The organism is Sphingomonas montanisoli, from assembly GCF_008274695.1.
Taxonomy (GTDB): Bacteria; Pseudomonadota; Alphaproteobacteria; order Sphingomonadales; family Sphingomonadaceae; genus Rhizorhabdus; species Rhizorhabdus montanisoli.
The window spans coordinates 545,315-564,591 of the sequence record NZ_VTOU01000002.1; the positions used below are offsets into that span (position 1 = coordinate 545,315).

The 19,277-nt window shown below is 66.6% G+C and carries 18 protein-coding genes and 1 tRNA gene; 14 read left to right on the forward strand and 5 right to left on the reverse strand.

Going from position 1 to position 19,277, the window contains the following annotated elements; translation table 11 throughout:
- Positions 1–198 precede the first annotated feature (198 nt).
- Positions 199–1,206 carry a hypothetical protein gene (locus FYJ91_RS08360; protein WP_149521807.1) on the forward strand — a complete coding sequence of 336 codons (1,008 nt, stop codon included), beginning with the start codon at positions 199–201 and terminating at the stop codon, positions 1,204–1,206.
- Here the strand turns inward: FYJ91_RS08360 and FYJ91_RS08365 are convergent.
- A complete protein-coding gene (locus FYJ91_RS08365) occupies positions 1,203–2,072 on the reverse strand; it encodes an alpha/beta fold hydrolase (RefSeq protein WP_219822569.1) in 870 nt (289 codons plus the stop codon). The two genes, FYJ91_RS08360 and FYJ91_RS08365, sit on opposite strands and share 4 nt — an antisense overlap.
- The gene (locus FYJ91_RS08370) at positions 2,030–2,857 is read right to left on the reverse strand and encodes an ABC transporter permease (protein ID WP_181008402.1); all 828 of its coding nucleotides are present in this window, start codon (positions 2,855–2,857) and stop codon (positions 2,030–2,032) included. Before FYJ91_RS08370 ends, FYJ91_RS08365 begins: the two co-directional genes overlap by 43 nt.
- Before the next feature lie 70 nt (positions 2,858–2,927).
- Between FYJ91_RS08370 and FYJ91_RS08375 the strand changes: the two genes are divergently transcribed.
- Positions 2,928–3,599, forward strand: a complete 672-nt coding sequence (locus FYJ91_RS08375) for a GcrA family cell cycle regulator (RefSeq protein ID WP_149521809.1) — start codon at positions 2,928–2,930, stop codon at positions 3,597–3,599.
- Between the two features lies 1 nt (position 3,600).
- A complete protein-coding gene (locus FYJ91_RS08380) occupies positions 3,601–3,966 on the forward strand; it encodes an I78 family peptidase inhibitor (RefSeq protein ID WP_149521810.1) in 366 nt (121 codons plus the stop codon).
- Positions 3,967–4,476: 510 nt separating this feature from the next.
- Here the strand turns inward: FYJ91_RS08380 and FYJ91_RS08385 are convergent.
- Positions 4,477–4,950 carry an Lrp/AsnC family transcriptional regulator gene (locus FYJ91_RS08385; RefSeq protein ID WP_149521811.1) on the reverse strand — a complete coding sequence of 158 codons (474 nt, stop codon included), beginning with the start codon at positions 4,948–4,950 and terminating at the stop codon, positions 4,477–4,479.
- 74 nt (positions 4,951–5,024) lie between these two features.
- Here FYJ91_RS08385 and FYJ91_RS08390 point away from each other — a divergent pair, with 74 nt between their 5' ends.
- The 6 genes from FYJ91_RS08390 (at position 5,025) to FYJ91_RS08415 (ending at position 11,500) form a co-directional block, all read left to right on the forward strand.
- Positions 5,025–5,957, forward strand: coding sequence for a DMT family transporter (locus tag FYJ91_RS08390; RefSeq protein ID WP_149521812.1), 933 nt, complete (start codon positions 5,025–5,027; stop codon positions 5,955–5,957).
- 32 nt (positions 5,958–5,989) lie between these two features.
- Positions 5,990–6,424: a hypothetical protein gene (locus tag FYJ91_RS08395; RefSeq protein WP_149521813.1), complete on the forward strand. Its 435-nt coding sequence runs from the start codon at positions 5,990–5,992 to the stop codon at positions 6,422–6,424.
- Between the two features lie 191 nt (positions 6,425–6,615).
- Positions 6,616–8,604, forward strand: coding sequence for a DNA topoisomerase IV subunit B (parE, locus tag FYJ91_RS08400; protein ID WP_149521814.1), 1,989 nt, complete (start codon positions 6,616–6,618; stop codon positions 8,602–8,604).
- A 117-nt stretch (positions 8,605–8,721) separates the two neighbouring features.
- Positions 8,722–9,750: a type III polyketide synthase gene (locus tag FYJ91_RS08405; protein ID WP_149521815.1), complete on the forward strand. Its 1,029-nt coding sequence runs from the start codon at positions 8,722–8,724 to the stop codon at positions 9,748–9,750.
- Positions 9,747–10,430 carry a methyltransferase domain-containing protein gene (locus FYJ91_RS08410; RefSeq protein WP_246152535.1) on the forward strand — a complete coding sequence of 228 codons (684 nt, stop codon included), beginning with the start codon at positions 9,747–9,749 and terminating at the stop codon, positions 10,428–10,430. The genes FYJ91_RS08405 and FYJ91_RS08410 overlap by 4 nt, the downstream gene beginning before the upstream one ends.
- Positions 10,409–11,500, forward strand: a complete 1,092-nt coding sequence (locus FYJ91_RS08415) for an NAD(P)/FAD-dependent oxidoreductase (protein ID WP_149521816.1) — start codon at positions 10,409–10,411, stop codon at positions 11,498–11,500. The genes FYJ91_RS08410 and FYJ91_RS08415 overlap by 22 nt, the downstream gene beginning before the upstream one ends.
- On the opposite strand, the gene tagH is transcribed toward FYJ91_RS08415, so the two are convergent.
- Positions 11,501–12,820, reverse strand: coding sequence for a type VI secretion system-associated FHA domain protein TagH (gene tagH, locus FYJ91_RS08420; RefSeq protein WP_149521817.1), 1,320 nt, complete (start codon positions 12,818–12,820; stop codon positions 11,501–11,503).
- Between the two features lie 154 nt (positions 12,821–12,974).
- Complete coding sequence (locus FYJ91_RS08425; protein WP_181008403.1) at positions 12,975–13,850, reverse strand: alpha/beta fold hydrolase; 876 nt, start codon at positions 13,848–13,850, stop codon at positions 12,975–12,977.
- Between the two features lie 322 nt (positions 13,851–14,172).
- Here FYJ91_RS08425 and FYJ91_RS08430 point away from each other — a divergent pair.
- The 5 genes from FYJ91_RS08430 to FYJ91_RS08450 all read left to right on the forward strand — a co-directional run bounded on the left by FYJ91_RS08430 (position 14,173) and on the right by FYJ91_RS08450 (position 19,241).
- A tRNA-Cys gene (locus tag FYJ91_RS08430) sits at positions 14,173–14,246 on the forward strand.
- A 196-nt stretch (positions 14,247–14,442) separates the two neighbouring features.
- A complete protein-coding gene (locus FYJ91_RS08435; RefSeq protein ID WP_149521819.1) occupies positions 14,443–15,087 on the forward strand; it encodes a protein-L-isoaspartate O-methyltransferase family protein in 645 nt (214 codons plus the stop codon).
- 20 nt (positions 15,088–15,107) lie between these two features.
- On the forward strand, positions 15,108–16,586 hold the full coding sequence (locus FYJ91_RS08440; protein WP_246152536.1) for a TolC family outer membrane protein: 1,479 nt from the start codon (positions 15,108–15,110) through the stop codon (positions 16,584–16,586).
- Positions 16,587–16,601: 15 nt separating this feature from the next.
- Positions 16,602–17,186, forward strand: coding sequence for a DUF2497 domain-containing protein (locus tag FYJ91_RS08445; protein ID WP_149521820.1), 585 nt, complete (start codon positions 16,602–16,604; stop codon positions 17,184–17,186).
- Between the two features lie 33 nt (positions 17,187–17,219).
- A complete protein-coding gene (locus FYJ91_RS08450) occupies positions 17,220–19,241 on the forward strand; it encodes a dipeptidyl-peptidase 5 (RefSeq protein WP_149521821.1) in 2,022 nt (673 codons plus the stop codon).
- Positions 19,242–19,277 lie beyond the last annotated feature (36 nt).

Here is a 19,277-nt window from a genome sequence, read left to right on the forward strand (position 1 = left end):
CTCCCTTCCTTCAAGAAATCGACGTGAAAAGCTCCGAAAACGCAAAAGGCGGCCATCCAGGCCGCCGATCGGAGCGCGCATATAGAGGGGCACGGCGCAACCCGTCAACGATCCGTCGCAAAGCCGGTGCGCGTCCCCTGGAAAATTGGTAAAAAGCCCTCAATTCCGAGAGAATCACTGGTTCAAACTGGGTCGCCTATGCGTTTCCTGTGCTTCGCCCTGTTGGCTTCTTCCGCTCTCCCCGCCTTCGCGCAGGGGATCGAGCTGTCGCCGATGTTCGGCACGCAGTTCCGTTACGAACAGACGATGGGCGACAGGTTGCTCGGCACCAACGACGCCTTCGTGATGCGCGCGCGGCCGGGCGTCATGATCGACGACGGCAGCTGGTCGCTGGTCGCGCAGAGCGATGCCGCGGTGGTCGTGCGCCGGACGATCGATGCGACGGGCGAGGAAACGAGCGAAACCACCGCGTCGAGCGCAAGCCGCCCCGACTCGCTCCAGCTCAACCAGTTCGCGCTGCGCTATAATGGTTTGCCGGGCACGACCGTCGCGCTCGGCCGCCAGCAGATCGGCCTCGCCGGCAATTATGCGGGCGACCGCGATGGCGAACAGACCTTCGATGCCGCACGGGTGACATGGGCCGCGCTGCCCGGGCTTCACGCCGACCTCGCTTATGCCTGGTCGAGCCGCAGCCTGTGGGCGCGCGAAGGCGACGCGCTGATCCCCGAAACAGTCGGCGGGCAGAATATCTTTGCCAAGCTCGACTGGCAGAACCGCTTCGGCACGCTCAGCACCTATGCCTATCAGGTCGATCAGCGCCACGCCGCGCACAGCGACTTCCGCCTGATGAACCAGGTCTATGGCGCGCGCTTCACCGGCACCCGCAAGCTCGCGACCGGCACGCGGCTCGATTATGCGATCGGCTATAACCGTCAGGACGGCGCGCTGACCAACGGCGCCACCGTCGCGCCGACCTACTGGCTGATCGGCAGCACCTACGACTTGGGAGACTTGTCGGCGACGCAGACCAACTACCGCCGCTTCGCCGCCAACGGCATCGCCTTCCGCAATGGCGACGAGATCAACCTGTCGACCAATGCGACGATGGGCCGCGTCAATCTGGGCGCGCGCTTCTCGAACTTCCGCCCGATCGACAGCCAGCAGGCCTTGCAGGACATGCGCGTGTCGCTGGGGCTGATCTTCTAGGCGGGGGTTGGAAGGCGCGCAGCCAGTTCGGCGAACGCCGCATTCACCGCATCGGGATTCTCGATCCACGGAAAATGCCCGCCGCCCGCGATCGTCCCGAAGGACGCGTTGGGCGTATGCAAGCGGGCGTCATTCCATCCGCCTTGCCAGACGATCCGATCCTCGGCGCCTGCCAGCACCAAGGTCGGAATCGATTCGGGCCACCACGTCGCACGGTAGACGTGATCGAAATGGGCTTCGGACCAGTCCACGGCGGCGCTGCAATAGGGCATGCGCGACAGAAGATCGCGGCCCGCCCCGAGGCCGGCAGGCGAGAAATTCCATTCGGCCGAGGCGACCGCGATCGCGGCGATATTCTCGTCACGTCGATCGGACTCGTAGATGGCGGCGGCTTCGTCGACCGCCGGCAGCGGGTGCCGTTCGGTCATCGCAACGAAGCGCGGGTGCCAGCTTGCGTCGGGCGCGGTGTCGATCAACACGAGGCCGACGATATGTGTCGCGAGTTCGGGCGTGGCGAGCAGATACATGCCGCCCGTCGAATGGCCCGCGAACACGACGTTGGGCAGCGCCTGCGCGGCTTCGATCAGCACCTGCGGCCAGACGGTGTAGGGATCGGCCGGTGCGCCGGGGGCGTCTTGGTTCGATCCGTCGCCCGGCAGATCGACGAGCCAGATCGTGCCGGGGACGTCGATCGCCTCGGCCAGCTCGATCAGGCTTTCGGATCCGATGCCGGGGCCACCGGGCAGGAACAGCCAGTTGAGGTCGCCCGGCCGGGCCGCGTGCCGACGCAGGCGGACGCCCGAAGGCGTGAAGCGGACGTCGTTCAGCTCTTCACCTTCCAGCCCTTGGCCAGCAGCACATAGCACAGCCAGCCGAGGACCAGGTTCACCGCCAGCAGCACGATCGCGCCGGTCAGGATCGGCGAATCGGCGTCGCCCAGAAAGCCGTAGCGGAAGCCCGAGATGACATAGAAGAACGGGTTGGCGTGGCTCGCCGCCTGGAATCCGGCGTGGAGCGAATCGACCGAATAGAAGGTGCCCGACAGCAGCGACAGCGGCGCGATCACGAAATTGGTGACGGCGGCCGCATGATCGAACTTGTCGGCCCAGATCGAGGTGAGCAGGCCCAGCAGGCTCAGCAGCGTCGATCCCATCAGGCCGAACCATATCACCGCCCACATATGCTCGGGCATCACGTTGACGCCCGGCCACGGCAGCATCACCAGCCACACCGCGAAGCCGACGAGAATGGCGCGGCTCACCGATGCGCCGACCAGCGCCACCACCACCTCGGCGGTCGACAGCGGCGGCATCAGATAGTCGATGATCGTGCCCTGCATCTTGCCGGCGAGCAGCGAGAAGCTGGCATTGGCAAAGGCGTTCTGCATCATACCCATCACGATCAGGCCGGGGGCGATGAAGCTGGCGAAGGGATGGCCCATCACTTCGCGCCCGCCGCGGCCCAATGCGACCGTGAAGATCACCAGATAAAGCAGCGTCGTGATGGCCGGCGCCCATACCGTTTGCAGCTGCACCTTGAAGAAGCGGCGCACCTCCTTCACATATAGGGCACGCAATCCCCCCCAGTTCACCATCGGGAGAACCGGCACGCCGGGTGGGGAGAAGCTGGTGTTTTGGGGCTGGTCGGTCATGGGCATATCGCCTATCGGCTCACCGGCCTGCCCGCAAGCGCGGGCGGCTCACAAGGATCAAGTCTTACTCATGGCCTGGACGGACGAACGGATCGATCAGCTGAAGCGGCTCTGGGGTCAGGGCATGACCGCCAGCCAGATCGCTGAAGAACTGGGTGGCGTCAGCCGCAACGCCGTGATCGGCAAGGCGCATCGCCTTGGCCTGGAGGCGCGCCCGTCTCCGGTGAAGGGCGGCGATGCCAGTGCCGCCGCAGCTGCTCCGGCCGCTGCCGCGCCTGCGGCGCCACCGCCTGAAAAACCGGTCGAAAAGCCCGCGCCCGTCGTGGCCGCGCCGAAGCCCGTCGCACCGGCGGCTCCGGCCCCTGCGCCTGTCGCAGCCACTCCTGCGCCGACTGCGGCTCCGCAGCCGATGGTCCGCTCGATCGGCCCCGGCGGTTTCCAGCGTCAGGCGCCTGGCGAACAGTCTGCGCCGATCACGCCCGCGCCGCCGCGCCGCCTCGTCCCCGCCAAGCCTTCGGCCGACATGGCGGACAAGACCGGCCTGCTCGATCTGAACGACCGCATCTGCAAGTGGCCGCTCGGCCATCCGGGCGAGCCCGATTTCCACTTCTGCGGTCAGCCGATCAATCCGGGCTTCCCATACTGCCTGTCGCACTGCTCGGTCGCCTATCAGGCGCAGCTGCCGCGTCGTGATCGCCGTCCGCCGCCGCCGTTGCCCTTCGGCGGGCCGCGCGTTCGCTGATATGACTAAAAGGGCGATCCTGCTGACGGCGGCGATCGCCCTGTCGGCCTGCGCAGCGGCCCCCAAGGCGGCCGACGCCGGCAAATATAAAGACAAGGGCCCGTTCGGCGAACGTGGGCAGGCGCTGGCTCCGCCTGCCGATACGCCTGCAGACCCCGCCGAGGGCGCCACCTGCAACCTCGCCGCCGCCCGCGCCTTCATCGGCAAGCCTGGCGACAAGGTAGCCGACGAAGCCCGCGCCGCCGCTGGCGCCCGCTCGGTTCGAGTCATCAAGCCCGGCACGATGGTGACGATGGACTTCCGTCAGGACCGGTTGAACCTCAAGCTCGACGACAAGGGCGTAGTGCAGGACCTCAACTGCGGGTGAGGTGGTTGGGCAGTCTTCCGCTGCTCATACTCTCGGCTTGCGGTTCTTCGCCCCCGCCTGCTGCCTATCACAGTGCTTCTGATAAGCTGCTCGTAGCCTTGGGCCTCGAAAGCTGGGCCTGTATGGAAAGCTACGGAAAAGACTATTACGAGCTGAAAAGTCCGGCAGATTGCTATGCGTTTGGCGATCGAGAGATTTTTCGAGGCGTCTGGCAAGCGGGCTTTGAAACCAACCAGTTCGCATCTGGGGCAAGGGTAGCGAAACCTATCCTTGTAGAGGGCAGTCCAAGATTGACTGGGGCGCTCCCCCGTATCGAATGTGGTGTTGATAGCAGCGCATGCTTCTTCGATGTCGAGTTCGTAGGGCGGCGTGCGCTTTACCCTGGCCGTCAAGGTTTCCGGTGGATCAAGGTCGAGCGAATTGTTGATCTGAAACCGCTAGTCGGGCGCTGGGCACCCTCCAAGCGTTTCGGTTGGTCATGGACGAGCCGATAGCGTGGCTTTGGTCTGATTACGGAATCTCGATCTCCGCACCTGTCTTGACGCGGTCGAGCGCGATCAGGCTGCGGAAGCTGGCGACGCTTTCGTTGGTGGAGAAGAGGCGGCGGGTGGTCGCTTCGTAGGTCGCCATGTCGGCGGAGACGATCACCAGCACGAAGCTGATCCCGCCGGTCACATAATAGCATTGCTGGACTTCGGGCGCGGCCTCGAACAGCGCCTTGGCGTGGTCGACCGTGTGGGTGCGCTCGTTGATCAACGTCACCTCGACGATCGCGGTGATGCTCATCGCCACCGCGCGGGCATCGACGATCGCCACGTTCCGCTCGATGATCCCGGCGGCCTCCATTGCCGCGATCCGGCGCTGGACGGCGGCGGCGGACAGGTTGACCGCTTCGGCGATCTGGCGTTGCGGCGCCTTGGCGTCGCGCTGGACAATGCGCAGGATCGCGCGGTCGAAGCTGTCGAGCGGGGCTTTGCGGGGCATGAGTGGGTTTTTGTTGCATTTGGCGCCCCGATCAAGAGCGCACGGCTCACGCCCATGATGATATCGCTCCGCTCATGGATAGCGGACGGCGATATGCGGGTTTGGCCTGCGGCATGGGGGCGGGCGCTCTGTGGGGGCTCGTCTTTCTCGCGCCCGAATTGGTCCGCGACTTCACCCCGCTGCAACTCGCGATCGGGCGCTATCTGGCCTATGGGTTGATCGCGCTGGGCCTGATCGCGCCGCGCTGGAACGCGCTTCGCCCCCAGATCACTTTGCGCGAATGGCGCTCGCTCGGCTGGCTCGCGCTCGCGGGGAACACGCTCTACTATATCCTATTGTCGGCAGCGGTGCAGACCGGGGGGATCGCGATGACCTCGCTCGTCATCGGTTTTCTGCCGGTTGCGGTGACGATCATCGGAAGCCGGGATCATGGCGCAGTGCCGCTGCGCATGCTCGCGCCATCGCTGCTGCTGTGTACGGCGGGCGCTGTCTGCATCGGCTGGCAGGCCCTCGGCGGTTCGGGGCGTTCGTCGCTGATCGGCCTGCTCTGCGCGATCGGCGCGCTCGCATCGTGGACGGCATTTGCGGTGGGCAATGCGCGGGCGCTGGCGCGGCTCGATCATGTCTCGGCGCACGACTGGAACCTGCTGCTCGGCCTTGTCACCGGTGCGCAGGCGGTGCTGCTGATCCCCGTCAGTCTGATGATCGATTCGACGGGCTACGCGCCTGACCAGTGGCTCCGCTTCGGCGCGGTGTCGATCGGTGTCGCGATCTTCGCGTCGATCATCGGCAACGCGCTGTGGAACCGGATGAGCCGCCTGCTGCCGCTGACGATGGTGGGGCAGATGATCCTGTTCGAAACCCTGTTCGCGCTGATCTACGGCTTCGTCTGGGAAGCGCGCCTGCCGCACCCGCTCGAATGCGCGGCGTTCGGGCTGGTCGTCGCGAGTGTTCTTTCGTGCATCGCCGCGCACCGGCGGCATGCCGCCATTGCGGTGGGCGCGTAGCGAAGCAGATGCGGTTGTGCGAGGATCAGCCAATGAATCCCGCCAAAGCTGAAGCGTTATATCTGCGTGCCCTGAAAATCCGCGAAGATCGGAGAGGTGGGCTGTGGTTGCCGATCATGTGGCACCTGGCTTTGCGGCGGCATGCCGACGCTATGATCGAACTGGCGGACTGGCTTTCCCATGACAATCGTCTGGATGCCTTTGGCCGGTGCGCCGACGCGTTCAGCGCCGCTGGCCTCTACCGTCGCGCATTTCGTGCTGGCGATGCGCGCGCCGCGCAGCATCTGGCGATGAGCTGTTTCAATCGGAATGATATGGCCGGTTATCGTCATTGGCTGAAGCTTGGCGCAAAGGCTGGCGATCCCGAGGCAGTTACCGAACTCAGCTATTTCGAAACGCGCCTTCCGCATGGCGCAGCCCGCGCAATTGGTCGTGCAAGGCCCAGGCAGAAGCGCGATTGGGTTTGACAAAGTTCTCTTTTTGTTCTATTGTTCTGGTCTTTTAAAATGGGATTCGGAGGGCGCTGTGAAGCATTCTGTTGAGCTCTCGCTGTCGCTCGGGCGCTTTTCAAAAGCCACAAAACCCACAACCCGAGTGGCTTTCACCGTTACATCGGCCTCTTCCTTCCGTTCGTCGCGCGGCATATAGTCGCCACCACATGTCGAACGACGATCTCTTCGCCTCCGCGCCGTCCACCAGTTCCGGAAATTACGACGCCTCGTCGATCGAGGTGTTGGAAGGGCTGGAGCCTGTCCGGCGTCGTCCGGGCATGTATATCGGCGGCACCGACGAGCGCGCTTATCATCACCTCGCCGCCGAGATCCTCGACAATGCGATGGACGAGGCGGTTGCGGGCCATGCGAACCGGATCGAAGTGGCGCTGGGCACCGGCAATCGGCTGACCATCACCGACAATGGCCGCGGCATGCCGGTCGATCCGCACCCCAAATATCCGGGCAAATCCGCGCTCGAAGTCATCATGACCATGCTCCATTCGGGCGGCAAGTTCAGCGCAAAGGCCTATGCCACGTCGGGCGGCCTGCACGGCGTCGGCGTGTCGGTTGTCAATGCGCTGTCGACCGATACGGTGGTCGAGGTTGCACGCAACAAGGAGTTGTTCCGCCAGAGTTTCTCGCGCGGGCATCCGACGTCGGGCCTTGTCTCGGTTGGCGCGGCGCCCAACCGGCGCGGGACCAGCGTGTCCTTCACCCCCGATCCCGAAATCTTCGGCGACAGCGCCCGTTTCCGCCCCGCGCGCCTCATGCGGCTCGCGCGGTCGAAGGCGTATCTTTACGCGGGCGTCGAGATACGCTGGCGCTGCGACCCCGCCGTCGCGGGAGACGAGGTGCCGACTGAGGCGGTGTTCCAGTTTCCCGGCGGCCTTGCCGATCACCTTGCCGAACAGGTGGGTGCGCGCGAATGCGCGACCAGCCAGTTCTTCACGGGCAAGCAGGCTTTCCCGGGCGACAATCAGGGTTCGGTCGAATGGGCGGTCGCATGGCCGCTCTATTCGGACGGCAGCTATTCCTATTACTGCAACACGATCCCGACCCCCGATGGCGGCACCCACGAAGCGGGCCTCCGTGCTGCGCTGACCAAGGGCATTCGCGCCTTCGCCGATCTGGTCGGGCAGAAGCGCGGCAAGGATATCACCGCCGACGACATCATGGTCGGATCCGAACAGATGCTGTCGGTGTTCATTCGTGACCCGCAGTTCCAGAGCCAGACCAAGGACCGGCTGACATCGGCCGATGCCGCGCGCCTCGTCGAGACCGCGATCCGCGACCATTTCGATCATTTCCTCGCCGACAATATGGAGCGCGGCAAGGCGCTGCTCGGTTTCGTCCTCGACAAGATGGACGATCGCCTGCGCCGCAAGGCCGAGCGCGACGTCAAGCGCAAGACGGCGACGAGCGGGCGCAAGCTGCGCCTTCCGGGCAAGCTCACCGACTGCGCGAACGATGATCCGTCGGGCACCGAAATCTTCATCGTCGAAGGCGATTCGGCGGGAGGCTCCGCCAAGCAGGCGCGCGATCGCAAGACGCAGGCGGTGCTGCCGATTCGAGGCAAGATCCTGAACGTCGCCAGCGCCAATGCGGCCAAGATCGGTGCGAACCAGGAGATTCAGGATCTGGGGCAGGCGCTGGGCTGTGGCCTGCGCGACAAGTGTAACCCCGATCTGCTGCGCTACGAACGCATCGTCATCATGACCGACGCCGACGTCGACGGCGCGCATATCGCGACCCTGCTGATGACCTTCTTCTTTCAGGAGATGCCCGAACTGGTGAAGCGTGGGCACCTCTATCTCGCGCAGCCGCCGCTCTATCGCCTGACCGCGGGCAGCAAGAGCCTCTACGCGATGGACGACGCCGATCGCGCGCGGATCGAGGCGAAGGATTTCAAGGGCAAGAAGGTCGAAGTCGCACGCTTCAAGGGCCTGGGCGAAATGAACCCGATGCAGCTGCGCGAAACCACGATGGACCCCAAGACGCGCACCCTTCTCCGCGTCGTCCTGCCCCAGGAATATGAGGAGCGCGCAGGCACGCGCGATCTGGTCGAGCGGCTGATGGGCAAGAATCCCGAGCACCGCTTCGCCTTCATTCAGGCGAATGCGGCGATGGTCGATGACGAGGTGATCGATGCGTGACACTTTTCCGTCATCCCGGCGAAAGCTGGGATCTCGGGAGAGGGGAGACGAGTTGGTCGCAAGAGCCACCTGAGATCCCAGCTTCCGCTGGGATGACGGCGGTGGGAAAGGCTGCCGATGACCGCCCACATTCACGCAATCGGCACCGCGATCCCAGACCGGGACGTGCACCGCGCCTTCATCGAGTGGGCATCGGACAAGATTGCCGACAGCCGCGAGCGTGCTCTGTTCGCGCGTATGGCCGCGCGGTCGGGGATCGAGCATCGCTGGGCGGTGCACCCGCTTGCTCCGCAGGCCGCCGCGGCAGAGCCGACCTCCGCGCGGATGGCCGCCTATGCCGATCATGCCCCGCGCCTCGCGCTCGCCGCGATCCGCGATCTGGAGGGGCGGGCGTCGATCGATGGAGTAACGCACCTCGTCGTCGCGAGCTGCACCGGCTTCGTCGCGCCCGGCATCGATCAGATCATCGCCGCGAACCTCGGTCTAGACGGATCGGTTGAGCGGACCTTGGTCGGTTTCATGGGCTGCTATGCCGCGGTCGCGGCGCTGCGCGTCGCACACCATATTGCGCGGTCCGATCCGGCGGCGCGCATCCTGGTCGTCACGGTCGAACTCTGTTCGCTCCACCTGCAGGACACCGGCGCCGTTCCACGGCTGCTCGCGATGCTCCAGTTCGCCGATGGCGCGGCGGCCGCCCTGGTGATGGCGCAGGAGGGCGGGATCGCACTCGATCGCTTCTTCGCGGCGACCCTGCCCGACAGCGGGCCGCTCATCACCTGGACGATCGGAGACACCGGCTTCGCGATGGAACTGTCGGGCGAGGTGCCCGTCCGGATCGGCGCGGCGCTGGAAGAACCTGCCTTCCGGCAGAAGCTGCTGGGTGATCGCGCCGTGGAGGATATTGCCCATTGGGCGGTCCATGCCGGTGGTCGCTCGATCCTCGATGCCGTCCAGTCCGCTTTGCAACTGCCGCAAGGCGCGCTTGCCGCGTCGCGCGACGTTCTGGCGCGGTTCGGCAACATGTCCTCGTCGACCCTGATGTTCGTGCTCGCCGCGATCCTCGCCGGGACAGGGTCGGGTAGCGGTATGGCGCTGGCCTTCGGACCCGGCCTTGCCGCCGAGGGCTTCGATTTCCGGCTGCTATGAAGCGTGCCACGCAAGAGGAGCAGATGGATGCGGCCGATCTCGATCCGGCCGAATATGCCCGCGTCCTCACCGATCTCGCCAAGGTCAATTGGTGGACGATGGCCGCGCGGCCGACATTGGCTTTCCTCGATCGCGCGGTGGGCGATCGCCGCCGCTTCACCCTGCTCGACGTCGGCTTTGGCGACGGCGACATGCTCCGCGCCATCGCACGCTGGGCGGCGAAGCGCGGGATCGAGGCGAACCTGATCGGCGTCGATCTCAATCCGAAGAGCGAGGGCATTGCGCGCGCGGCGACGCCCGATGCGATGCCGATCCGGTATCTGACCGGCGATTATCGCGATCATATCGGGGCCACGGACCTGATCGTCAGCAGCCTCGTTACGCATCACATGAGCGACGATGAGCGTATCGATTTCCTGCGGACGATGGACGGCGCCGCGCGCGTCGGCTGGTTCGTGAACGATATCCATCGCCACTGTCTGCCCTATCTTGGTTATCCGATCCTCGCCCGCATCATGGGCTGGCACCGGATCGTACGCGAGGATGGGCAACTCTCGATCGCGCGCGGTTTCCGCCCGCCGGAATGGCACGCGATGATAGCTGCGGCAGGGCTCGATCCATCCACCGTGTCGGTCGAGCGGCACGTCCCGTTTCGATTATGCGTCGCGCGCCTGCACTGATCGCCGGCGGCGGGCCGGCGGGGGCGACCGCCGCGATCCTGCTCGCGCATGGCGGCGCGATGCCGGTGCTGATCGAGCGTGCGCGCGGGCCGCAGGACGTCGTCTGCGGCGGCTTCCTCGCCGGTGACGCGATCCGGCTACTCGGCCGGCTGGGCATCGATCCCGCCGCCCTGGGCGCGCCGGCGATCCACAACGTCCGGCTTATCGCACGCGGGCAGGTGGCGGAAACCGGCTTGCCGTTCGTCGCCGCCGGCCTGTCGCGCTGCACGCTCGATGCCGCCTTGCTCGACCGCGCGATCGCAGAGGGGGCGTGCGTCGAACGCGGCGTCGCGATCCGCCGCGTCGATGGGCGCTGCCTCCATCTGGCGGATGGCCATGCGATCGAAGGCGAGGCGCTGTTCCTCGCGACCGGCAAGCATGATGTGCGGGGGAGCATGCGCCCCACCGAGGCGCTCGACGCCGATCCGGCGCTCGGGCTGCGCGTCCGGCTGGAGCCGACGCCGGCGCTGCGTGCCGCGCTCGACGGAATGATCGAGCTGCATCTGTTCGATCACGGCTATGCCGGGCTGCTGCTGCAGGAGGATGGTGGCGCGAATCTATGCCTGTCGGTTGCACAGAGCCGGGTGCGCGAGGCCGGTTCGCCCGATCGCCTGCTCGCGGCCCTGGCCGAGGAAGCGCCCTTGCTCGGCGAGCGTATCGGCGCGGCGGTGGGGCTGTCGGGGTGGGCCAGCATCGCGCGCATTCCGTATGGCTGGCGCGCACACGAGACCGAGACGGGGCTGTTCCGGCTGGGCGATCAGGCGGCGGTGATCGCGAGTCTGGCGGGTGACGGTGTCGCCATCGCGCTCGCCAGCGCGATGCGCGCGGTCAACTGCTTCCTGCATAATGGGCCGGAGGGCGCCACCGAGTGGCAGGCGGGGTTCGCGCGCCGCGCCGAACGTCCGGTGGTGGCCGCGTCGCTGCTGCGTCGGATGGGCGAGATGCCGATGCTCGCCGGGCCGCTGGTCGGTCTGCTGCGCCACGTCCCCGCGCTCACCCGATTGGCGAGCGCGGTCACGCGGATCGAGTAATTACTTTGCGCCCTTGGCGGCTTCGGCTTCGTAAGCCTTGCGGAATTCCTTGGCGAAGATGTCCATGAAGGCTTCGTCCGAACCCTGCGCCACGCCGCCGAACTCGCGTTCATAGGCTTCCCACAGGGCGGATGCGCGCGCGCCGGGCAGGATACGCGCGATAAGCCCCTTGGTCTCGGCCCGCTTCTTGATCGCATCGGGCGAGAAGCGGTCGAGCGTGGAGCGCAGAGCACCCTGCATCGCCTTGAGCGTGGCGATCTGATGCGCCTGCAGGTCGCGATAGCTGTCCTCCACCGCGCGCTCGGCGCCCATGAAGCCGCTGACCGGCGGGCTGAGCATCTGCGCCAGCGCATGCGCGGGCGACATCGCGAACTTGATCGGATTGTTGCCGTCACGGCTGAAGATCGTGTTCTGCGCCCCCATCTGCGCCTTGGCGCGGGCGCGCGCCTCCATCATCACGACGAGGCCACCGACGAGCTGGCGCAGCAGCAGCCCCGCCGCCTCGATCGTCGCATCGTCATCGCCCTTCACGTCGTCGCGCGACAGGCCCGCGGCCTTCAGGAGTTGTGCGAGAACGTCGCCCGCAGGTGCTGCGGCGGCATTCTCCTCGCCGAAGCCGCGGCTCCAGTCGACGGCATTATCGTCCTCGATCGTGTCCCAGCCGCCGTCGGCTGCGACCGGCTCTGCCTCGCCCGCCGGATCGATTGCGGGCAGTTCGGGCGGCAGCATCGGCGCCGGCTCCTCGACGGGCGCGACGGCCTCGGCCGGGGCAGGCGGTGCGGCGGGTTCCTCGACCGGGGTCGGGGCGACCCAGGCTTCCTCGACTTTGGCAGCCTCGATCGGCGCAGGCGCAGGTTCGGGCGCAGGCGGTGCTGCCTCCGCGACCGGCTCGGGAGCGGGAGGCGCGGGTTCGGCGGGGGCAGGCGCAGCATCCCAGCCGGGCGAAGCTGCGGGCGCGGCCTCGGGGGCGGGCTCCTCTTCGGCGGAGGCCGATCCCGGCAGCACGTCGATGTCGAAGCGGCCGACGCGGAAGGCGTCGCCCTCGGTCAGCATCTTGGCGGTCGCCATCCGCTCCTGCGCGCCGTTCAGATAGGTGCCGTTGGTGCTGAGATCGACGAGGCGGTACATGCCGCCGCCGACATACTCGACCTCGCAATGGCGCGAAGAGATATACATGTCGGGATCGGGCAGGGTCCAGTCGAGCCCGGCCGCCCGGCCGATCACGGCGCCGTGTCGATCGAGCCGGAACGTACGCGGCGTGCCACCCGGCACCGCGCTCGCATCCCGAATCCGCAACAGCAGAGTTCCGCTCTCCGACATTATCGATGCCCCCAAGATCGCCGCGACGTTTCTACCATCGGCCGCAAGAATAATCTCTTACATCGCACCGTGACACACAGGATCGGGCGATGCCCGTGCATGCAACAGGGCTGCCCGCCATGGCAAGGTCGAAGGCCCGGCCGCGCCCTTTTCGTCAGCTGTTCAGGAAGGCGCGTACCTCGGCGATGAACCGGTCGAACTGGTCGTGGTGCGGCCAGTGTCCCGCACCTTCCAGCACCACCCGCTCCGCGTCCGGCATCAGGCTCGCGATCCGGGCGGGAAGCGAGGAGGGCCAGCTTTCGGCGCCATAGAGAAAGCGTGTGGGGCAGCGGATCGCGCGCCACAGCGCGTCGATGTCGGCCTGCCCGATGTCGGGAAAGGGCGGGCGGACGTGGACGGGGTCATATTTCCAGCGCCAGCCGCCATCGCCCGAGGGCGCGAGCGCGTGGATTGTCAGGTGATGCGCCTGTTCGTCGGTCAGGGCCGGATTGCCGGCCTTCATCCGCGCCAGCGCCTCATCCCGCGTCGCGAAGCGGCGGGCCGGGGCGCTGGCGAGCGCATTGGTTTCGCGCACCCATTCGCGGATTCGTTCGGCGGGCGTCTGGCGGTTCATCGCCGCTTCGATCTCGATCGGCGCGCCGACCGGCTCGACCAGCATCATGCGCGACACCAGGTCGGGATAGACGGCCGCAAAGCGCAGCCCGAGGTGCGCGCCCATCGAATGGGCGAGGATCGTCACCTTCTCTACGCCCAGATGCGCGATCAGCCCGACGAGGTCGACGATGAACGCCGCAAAGTCATAACGCCGCTCGGGCGACCAGCCGCTGTCGCCATGACCGCGCAGATCGACCGCCACGACATGCCAGTCGTCGCGCAGCACCCGCGCGGCCCAGTCCCAGCTACGCGCATGATCGCGGTTGCCGTGGAGCAGGATCAGTGGCGGCGCGTGGTGGTTGCCCCAGTCGAGATAGCTGAGCTCGATACCATTCGAAGCGAACGTGCGGCGGGTGGGCTGAGGCTGTTCGTGCATCGGGACTGCATAGACATGCGGGCCGGTGAGGAACCAGAAGTCGCGCCTGATCCGACCTTCTGGAAAATCGCCGGCCCGCGACCGGACCGGCCGGCTCGACGATGGGGATCCGCTCGCTCTGCTCCTCCGATGCGATTCGAGGGCAGCCTTCATGGGGGCGGGGCCCCGGCCTGCCGCAATCCCGGCACCGGGTTAGACCGTGATAGTGGGAAAATCGGGCCTGCCCGACGGCCGCCTTTCATCGACATCGACGGCCTATCGGCGCTACGCGTCCCGATCCCCGTTGACATTCGCGCGGGGTATCGCCATCCCGCGCGCTCTCGGCCCGATGGCGGAGTGGTGACGCAGCGGACTGCAAATCCGTGCACGCCGGTTCGATTCCGGCTCGGGCCTCCAAATCCACTCCCGCCCCCCCAAGCTTCGATCAAGCGACGACGGCGTTCTGCCAACTGCATCCGCTTTGCCGCAGCCATCTTGCGGGCCGCTGGCGCTTCGTCCAAGGAAACGCACGCACCGGGGCTTGAACAGGCTCAGGCTGTATTGTAGTGACAATACACCAGTTTCGGGGATGGCCCCGAGTCAGGGATAGGCAGTGACCGAGCAGAATTTCGAACAATTGCGCCGCGCGATGGTGGTCAGCCAGCTTCGCACCACCGGGGTCAGCGATGCGACCGTTGTCGCCGCAATGGGCCAGGTCGCGCGCGAAGGCTTCGTGCCGGCGGACAAGGCTCCGCTCGCCTATCTCGACATCGCGGTGCCGCTGGGCGGTGGCCGTGCGCTCAATCCGCCGATGGTGACGGGGCGCTTGCTGACAGCGGCGGAAATTCAGCCGGGCGATCGCGTACTGCTGATCGGTGCTGCGAGCGGCTATACCGCCGCGCTGCTGATCGCGCTGGGCGCGACTGTGGTTGCGGTCGAGGAGGATGCGACGCTCGTCGCGCAGGGGCGTGCGAACGTTCCGGCGGCCGAATGGGTCGAAGGTCCGCTAACGGCGGGCGCACCCACCTCGGCGCCCTATGATCTGATCGTCGTCGATGGCGCGATCGAACAGGTGCCGGCCGCGCTGACCGATCAGTTGGCCGATGGCGGCCGCTTTGTCGGCGCGATCGTCGAAAATGGGGTTGTGCGCCTTGTGGCCGGCGCACGCGGCGGCACGGGCTTCGGCTATCGTGCCTTCGCCGATGCCGATGCGGTGGTGCTGTCTGGTTTCGCCAGGCCGCGCGCCTTCCAATTCTGATCCGGAAAGGTTCAAATCGAGTGACTGTCAGGGGGGTGACGAAAGCTGCGGTGGCGCTGACGGCAATGGCCGCGGCGCTGACGGGAAGCGGGGCATGGGCCGATACGCTGCGCGATGCGCTGACCCGAGCCTATGCGACCAACCCGACGCTGACGGGCGCGCGTGCCAATCTGCAGGCGATCGACGAAAACGTGCCGATCGCGCGCGCCGGCGGCCTGCCCAACGTCGGCACGACCGCGAGCTACAGCAGCTTCGTTCAGCGTTCGGTCAACAGCTTCTCCGCGCCGAAGAAGGCGTTCGTCGCCGGCGCGAACGCGACGATGCCGATCTATCAGGGTGGCGCCGTTCGCAACGCGATCAAGGCGGCCGACGCGCGCGTGCTCGCCGGCCGCGCCGATCTGCAGACGACTGAACTCAACGTCTTCGCCTCGACCGTCGCGGCCTATATGGACGTGATCCGCGACACCGCGATCGTCGACCTGAACGGCGGCAACGTGAGGGTACTCGAGACCAACCTGCGGGCCAGCAACGATCGGTTTGAGGTGGGCGATCTCACCCGCACCGACGTCGCCCAGTCGCAGGCGCGGCTCGAACTCGCGCGCAGCCAGTTGCAGGCCGCGCAGGCGCAGCTCGACGCCAGCCGCCAGAATTATCTCGAGATTGTCGGCAAGTTCCCCGACGCGCTCGAACCGCCGCCGCCGCTGCCGGCGCTGCCGGCGACGACCGAAGAGGCCGTCGATGTCGCCATCACCGACAATCCGGCGCTGGCATCGGCCAAGGAAGCCGCGCATGCCGCCGATTATGATATCGGCCAGGCGCAGGCGCAGCGCCTGCCCAAACTCGAAGGCTTCGCTGAGGGCCAGTATATCGACTATCGCGGCACGCTGGGCGGCGGCATCGTCGGCGCCAACTTCCGTCAGCATGACAAGACCGCCACGATCGGCGTGCGCGGCAGCCTGCCCATCTACCAGGGCGGTGAGCCCGGCGCGCGCGTGCGCCAGGCAAAGGCGCGCAAGAGCCAGGCGCTGGAAAACCTCACCGCAACCGAGCGTGGGGTGATCGCCGATACGCGCGTCGCTTATTCGCGCTACGCAGCGGCGCTGGGTGTGATCAAGTCGTCCGAAGTCGCGGTGTCGGCGAACGAACTCGCGCTTGAAGGATCGAAGGCCGAACAGGGCGTGGGCACGCGCAATCTGCTCGACGTGCTGAATGCGGAGCAGGAATTGCTCAATTCGCGCTCGACGCTCGTGACCGCGCGCCGCGACGCTTATGTCGCGGGCTTCACCCTGCTCGCGGCGATGGGGCATGCCGGGGCGAAGGATCTCGGCCTCGACGGCGGGTCGCTCTACGATCCGACCGTGAACTACAAACATGCCCGCGCCAATTTCTTCGACTGGGATAGCCGCGAGCGGCCCAGGCCGATCGCGACGTCGACCCGGGCCGAGCCCAGCGTTTCGGCGGTCGTTCCGGTCGACAAGGTGACAGTGCCGCAGAAATAGGGCATCGTGCGGGATATGGCCGAAGCCCGTCCCGAACCATCGATGGAAGACATACTCGCGTCGATCAAGCGCATCATCGCCGATGATGCGCCCGGCGCGCCGCGTCCTTCCCTTTTGCCACCCGCAGGCATCCCGGCGCCTCGTCCGCCGGTGTTCGATGATCCCGCGCCTGACGATTCGGTTCTGGAACTGACCAATCCGGCGCCTGCGTCGACGGCCCCGCCTGTGCCGACCTTGGTGCCGCAACCAGCGCGTCCGTCACCGCCGACGGGCGAACGCCCCGCCGATCGTTTCCGTCAGACTGTGGCCAATGCGCGGGTCGGTGCCGTATCGCCGCGCCCGACACCGGTTGAAACACTATCGGCTGCACCGATCTCCGCGCCCGTGCCGCGTGCGATTCCATCGGTTGCGGCGCCCACGATCGCGACGGCGCCTGCGCCGGCCGCTCCGGTGGCGCCGATCGCCGGCCATTTTTCGGGTGAGACCGTCGAAGGGCTGGTGCGCGGCCTCGTGTCCGACTGGCTCGCCGCCCATCTTCCCGCGATCACCGAAAAGCTCGTCCGCGAAGAGATTGCCCGCATCCGCGACGCCGAGGATTGACGATCCGGGACGCGCGGTCCTAGCGTTGCGCCCATGAACAAAGCACTGCTCGGGGCCATAAGCCTCCTCGCGGGGCTGTCGGCCGCAGCCGAAGCCCGTCCGCTCACGATCGAAGACGTCGTCTCGCTCTCCCGCACCGGATCCGCCGCGGTTTCGCCCGATGGGCGCTGGCTGGTGTGGGATCAGCGCGAGACCGACCTCAAGACCAACAAGGGCACCAGCGACCTCTGGCGGCTCGATTTGTCGAAGTCGGCCGCGGGCCCGACGAAGCTGATCGCCGATCCGGCGGTCAGCGAGAATTCGCCCGCTTTCTCGCCCGACGGCAAGTGGGTCTATTATGCCGGCAAGGACGGCGTGTACCGCATCTCCTCCGCCGGTGGCGTCTCCACCCAGGTGCTCAAGGCCGATATCGGCGGCTTCAAGCTCAGCCCCACCGGCGACAAGCTGCTCGTATGGGCGGATCGTCCGGTCGGCGCCAGGTCGCTGACCGACACCAAGCCCGGCAACCCCGCCGATGCGGGCAGCGGACGCACCTACGAGCAACTGTTCGTCCGCCACTGGGATGCATGGGCCGACGGGCAGCGTTCGCAGCTGTTCGTGCTGCCGATCGTCGGCGGAAAGGCACAGGGCGATGGCACCCCGCTGGTCGGTGCGCTCGTCGGCGATACGCCGTCGAAGCCCTTTGGCGGCGGCACCGAAATCGCGTGGAGCCCCGACGGCAAGACGATCTACTTCGCGCTGCGCGAGGCGGGCCGGATCGAACCGCTGTCGACCAATCTCGATATCTTCGCCGTGCCGGCGGACGGATCGACCGCGCCGGTCAACCTGACCTCCGACAACAAGGCGACCGACACCACCCCCGCTGTCTCGCCCGATGGCCGCTGGCTCGCGTGGACCGCGATGAAGCGGCCTGGTTATGAAGCCGACAAGCTCACCATCATGTTGCGCGATCTTCAGACCGGGAAGGTCCGTGCGCTGACCGAAGGATGGGACCGATCGGCCGCCTCGATCGACTGGGCGCCCGACGGCCGATCGCTCTATGTCGCCGCGCAGGATACGGGCGACGAACCGCTGTTTCGCGTCGACATTGCCGATGGCAAGCCGTGGCGGCTGACCGGCGAAGGCACGGTGGGCACGGTGATCCCGACGGGCAAGGGCGTGATCTACACGCTCAACACGCTGACCGCCCCGAACGATTTCTGGCGCATCCAGGGCCGGGCGATGCCGATCCAGCTGACCGGCGTGAACGAGACCAAGCTGGCGGGGATCGACTGGCCGAGCGTCGAGCATTTCTCGTTCAAGGGCGCGAAGGGCGACACCGTCTGGGCCTATGCGCTCAAGCCTGCGGGCACGCCCGAAGGCGCCAAGGTGCCAATGGCCTTCCTGATCCACGGCGGGCCGCAGGGCAGCTTCGGTAATGGCTGGTCCTATCGCTGGAATCCGGCGCTTTGGACCGGACATGGCTATGGCGCGGTGATGGTCGATTTCCACGGGTCGACCGGCTACGGCCAGGGCTTCACCGACGCGATCAACCAGGATTGGGGCGGCAAGCCGTTTGAGGATCTCAAGGCCGGCTTCAAGGCCGCGACCGCGAAGTTCGCCTGGCTCGACGGGACAAGGGCCTGCGCGGCCGGAGGTTCGTACGGCGGCTATATGATCAACTGGATCGCGGGCAACTGGCCCGACGGGTTCAAGTGCCTGATCAACCATGACGGCGTGTTCGATGCGCGCGCGATGGCTTACGAAACCGAAGAACTATGGTTCGACGAGTGGGAACATGGCGGCCCCTATTTCGAAAAGGCGGCCGAATATGAGAAGTGGAACCCGGTCAACCATGTCGCCAGCTGGAAGGCGCCGATCCTGATCATCCATGGCGAGAAGGATTTCCGCATCCCCTACACCCAGGGGCTCGCCGCCTTCACCGCGGCCCAGCGCCGTGAGATCCCGTCGAAACTGCTGATGTTCCCGGATGAGAACCACTGGGTCTTGAAGCCGAAGAACAGCATCCAGTGGTACCATGAGGTGCTCGGCTGGATGGATCGCTGGACCAAGTAAAAGCGTCGCCCCGGCGAAAGCCGGGGCGTCCGCCAG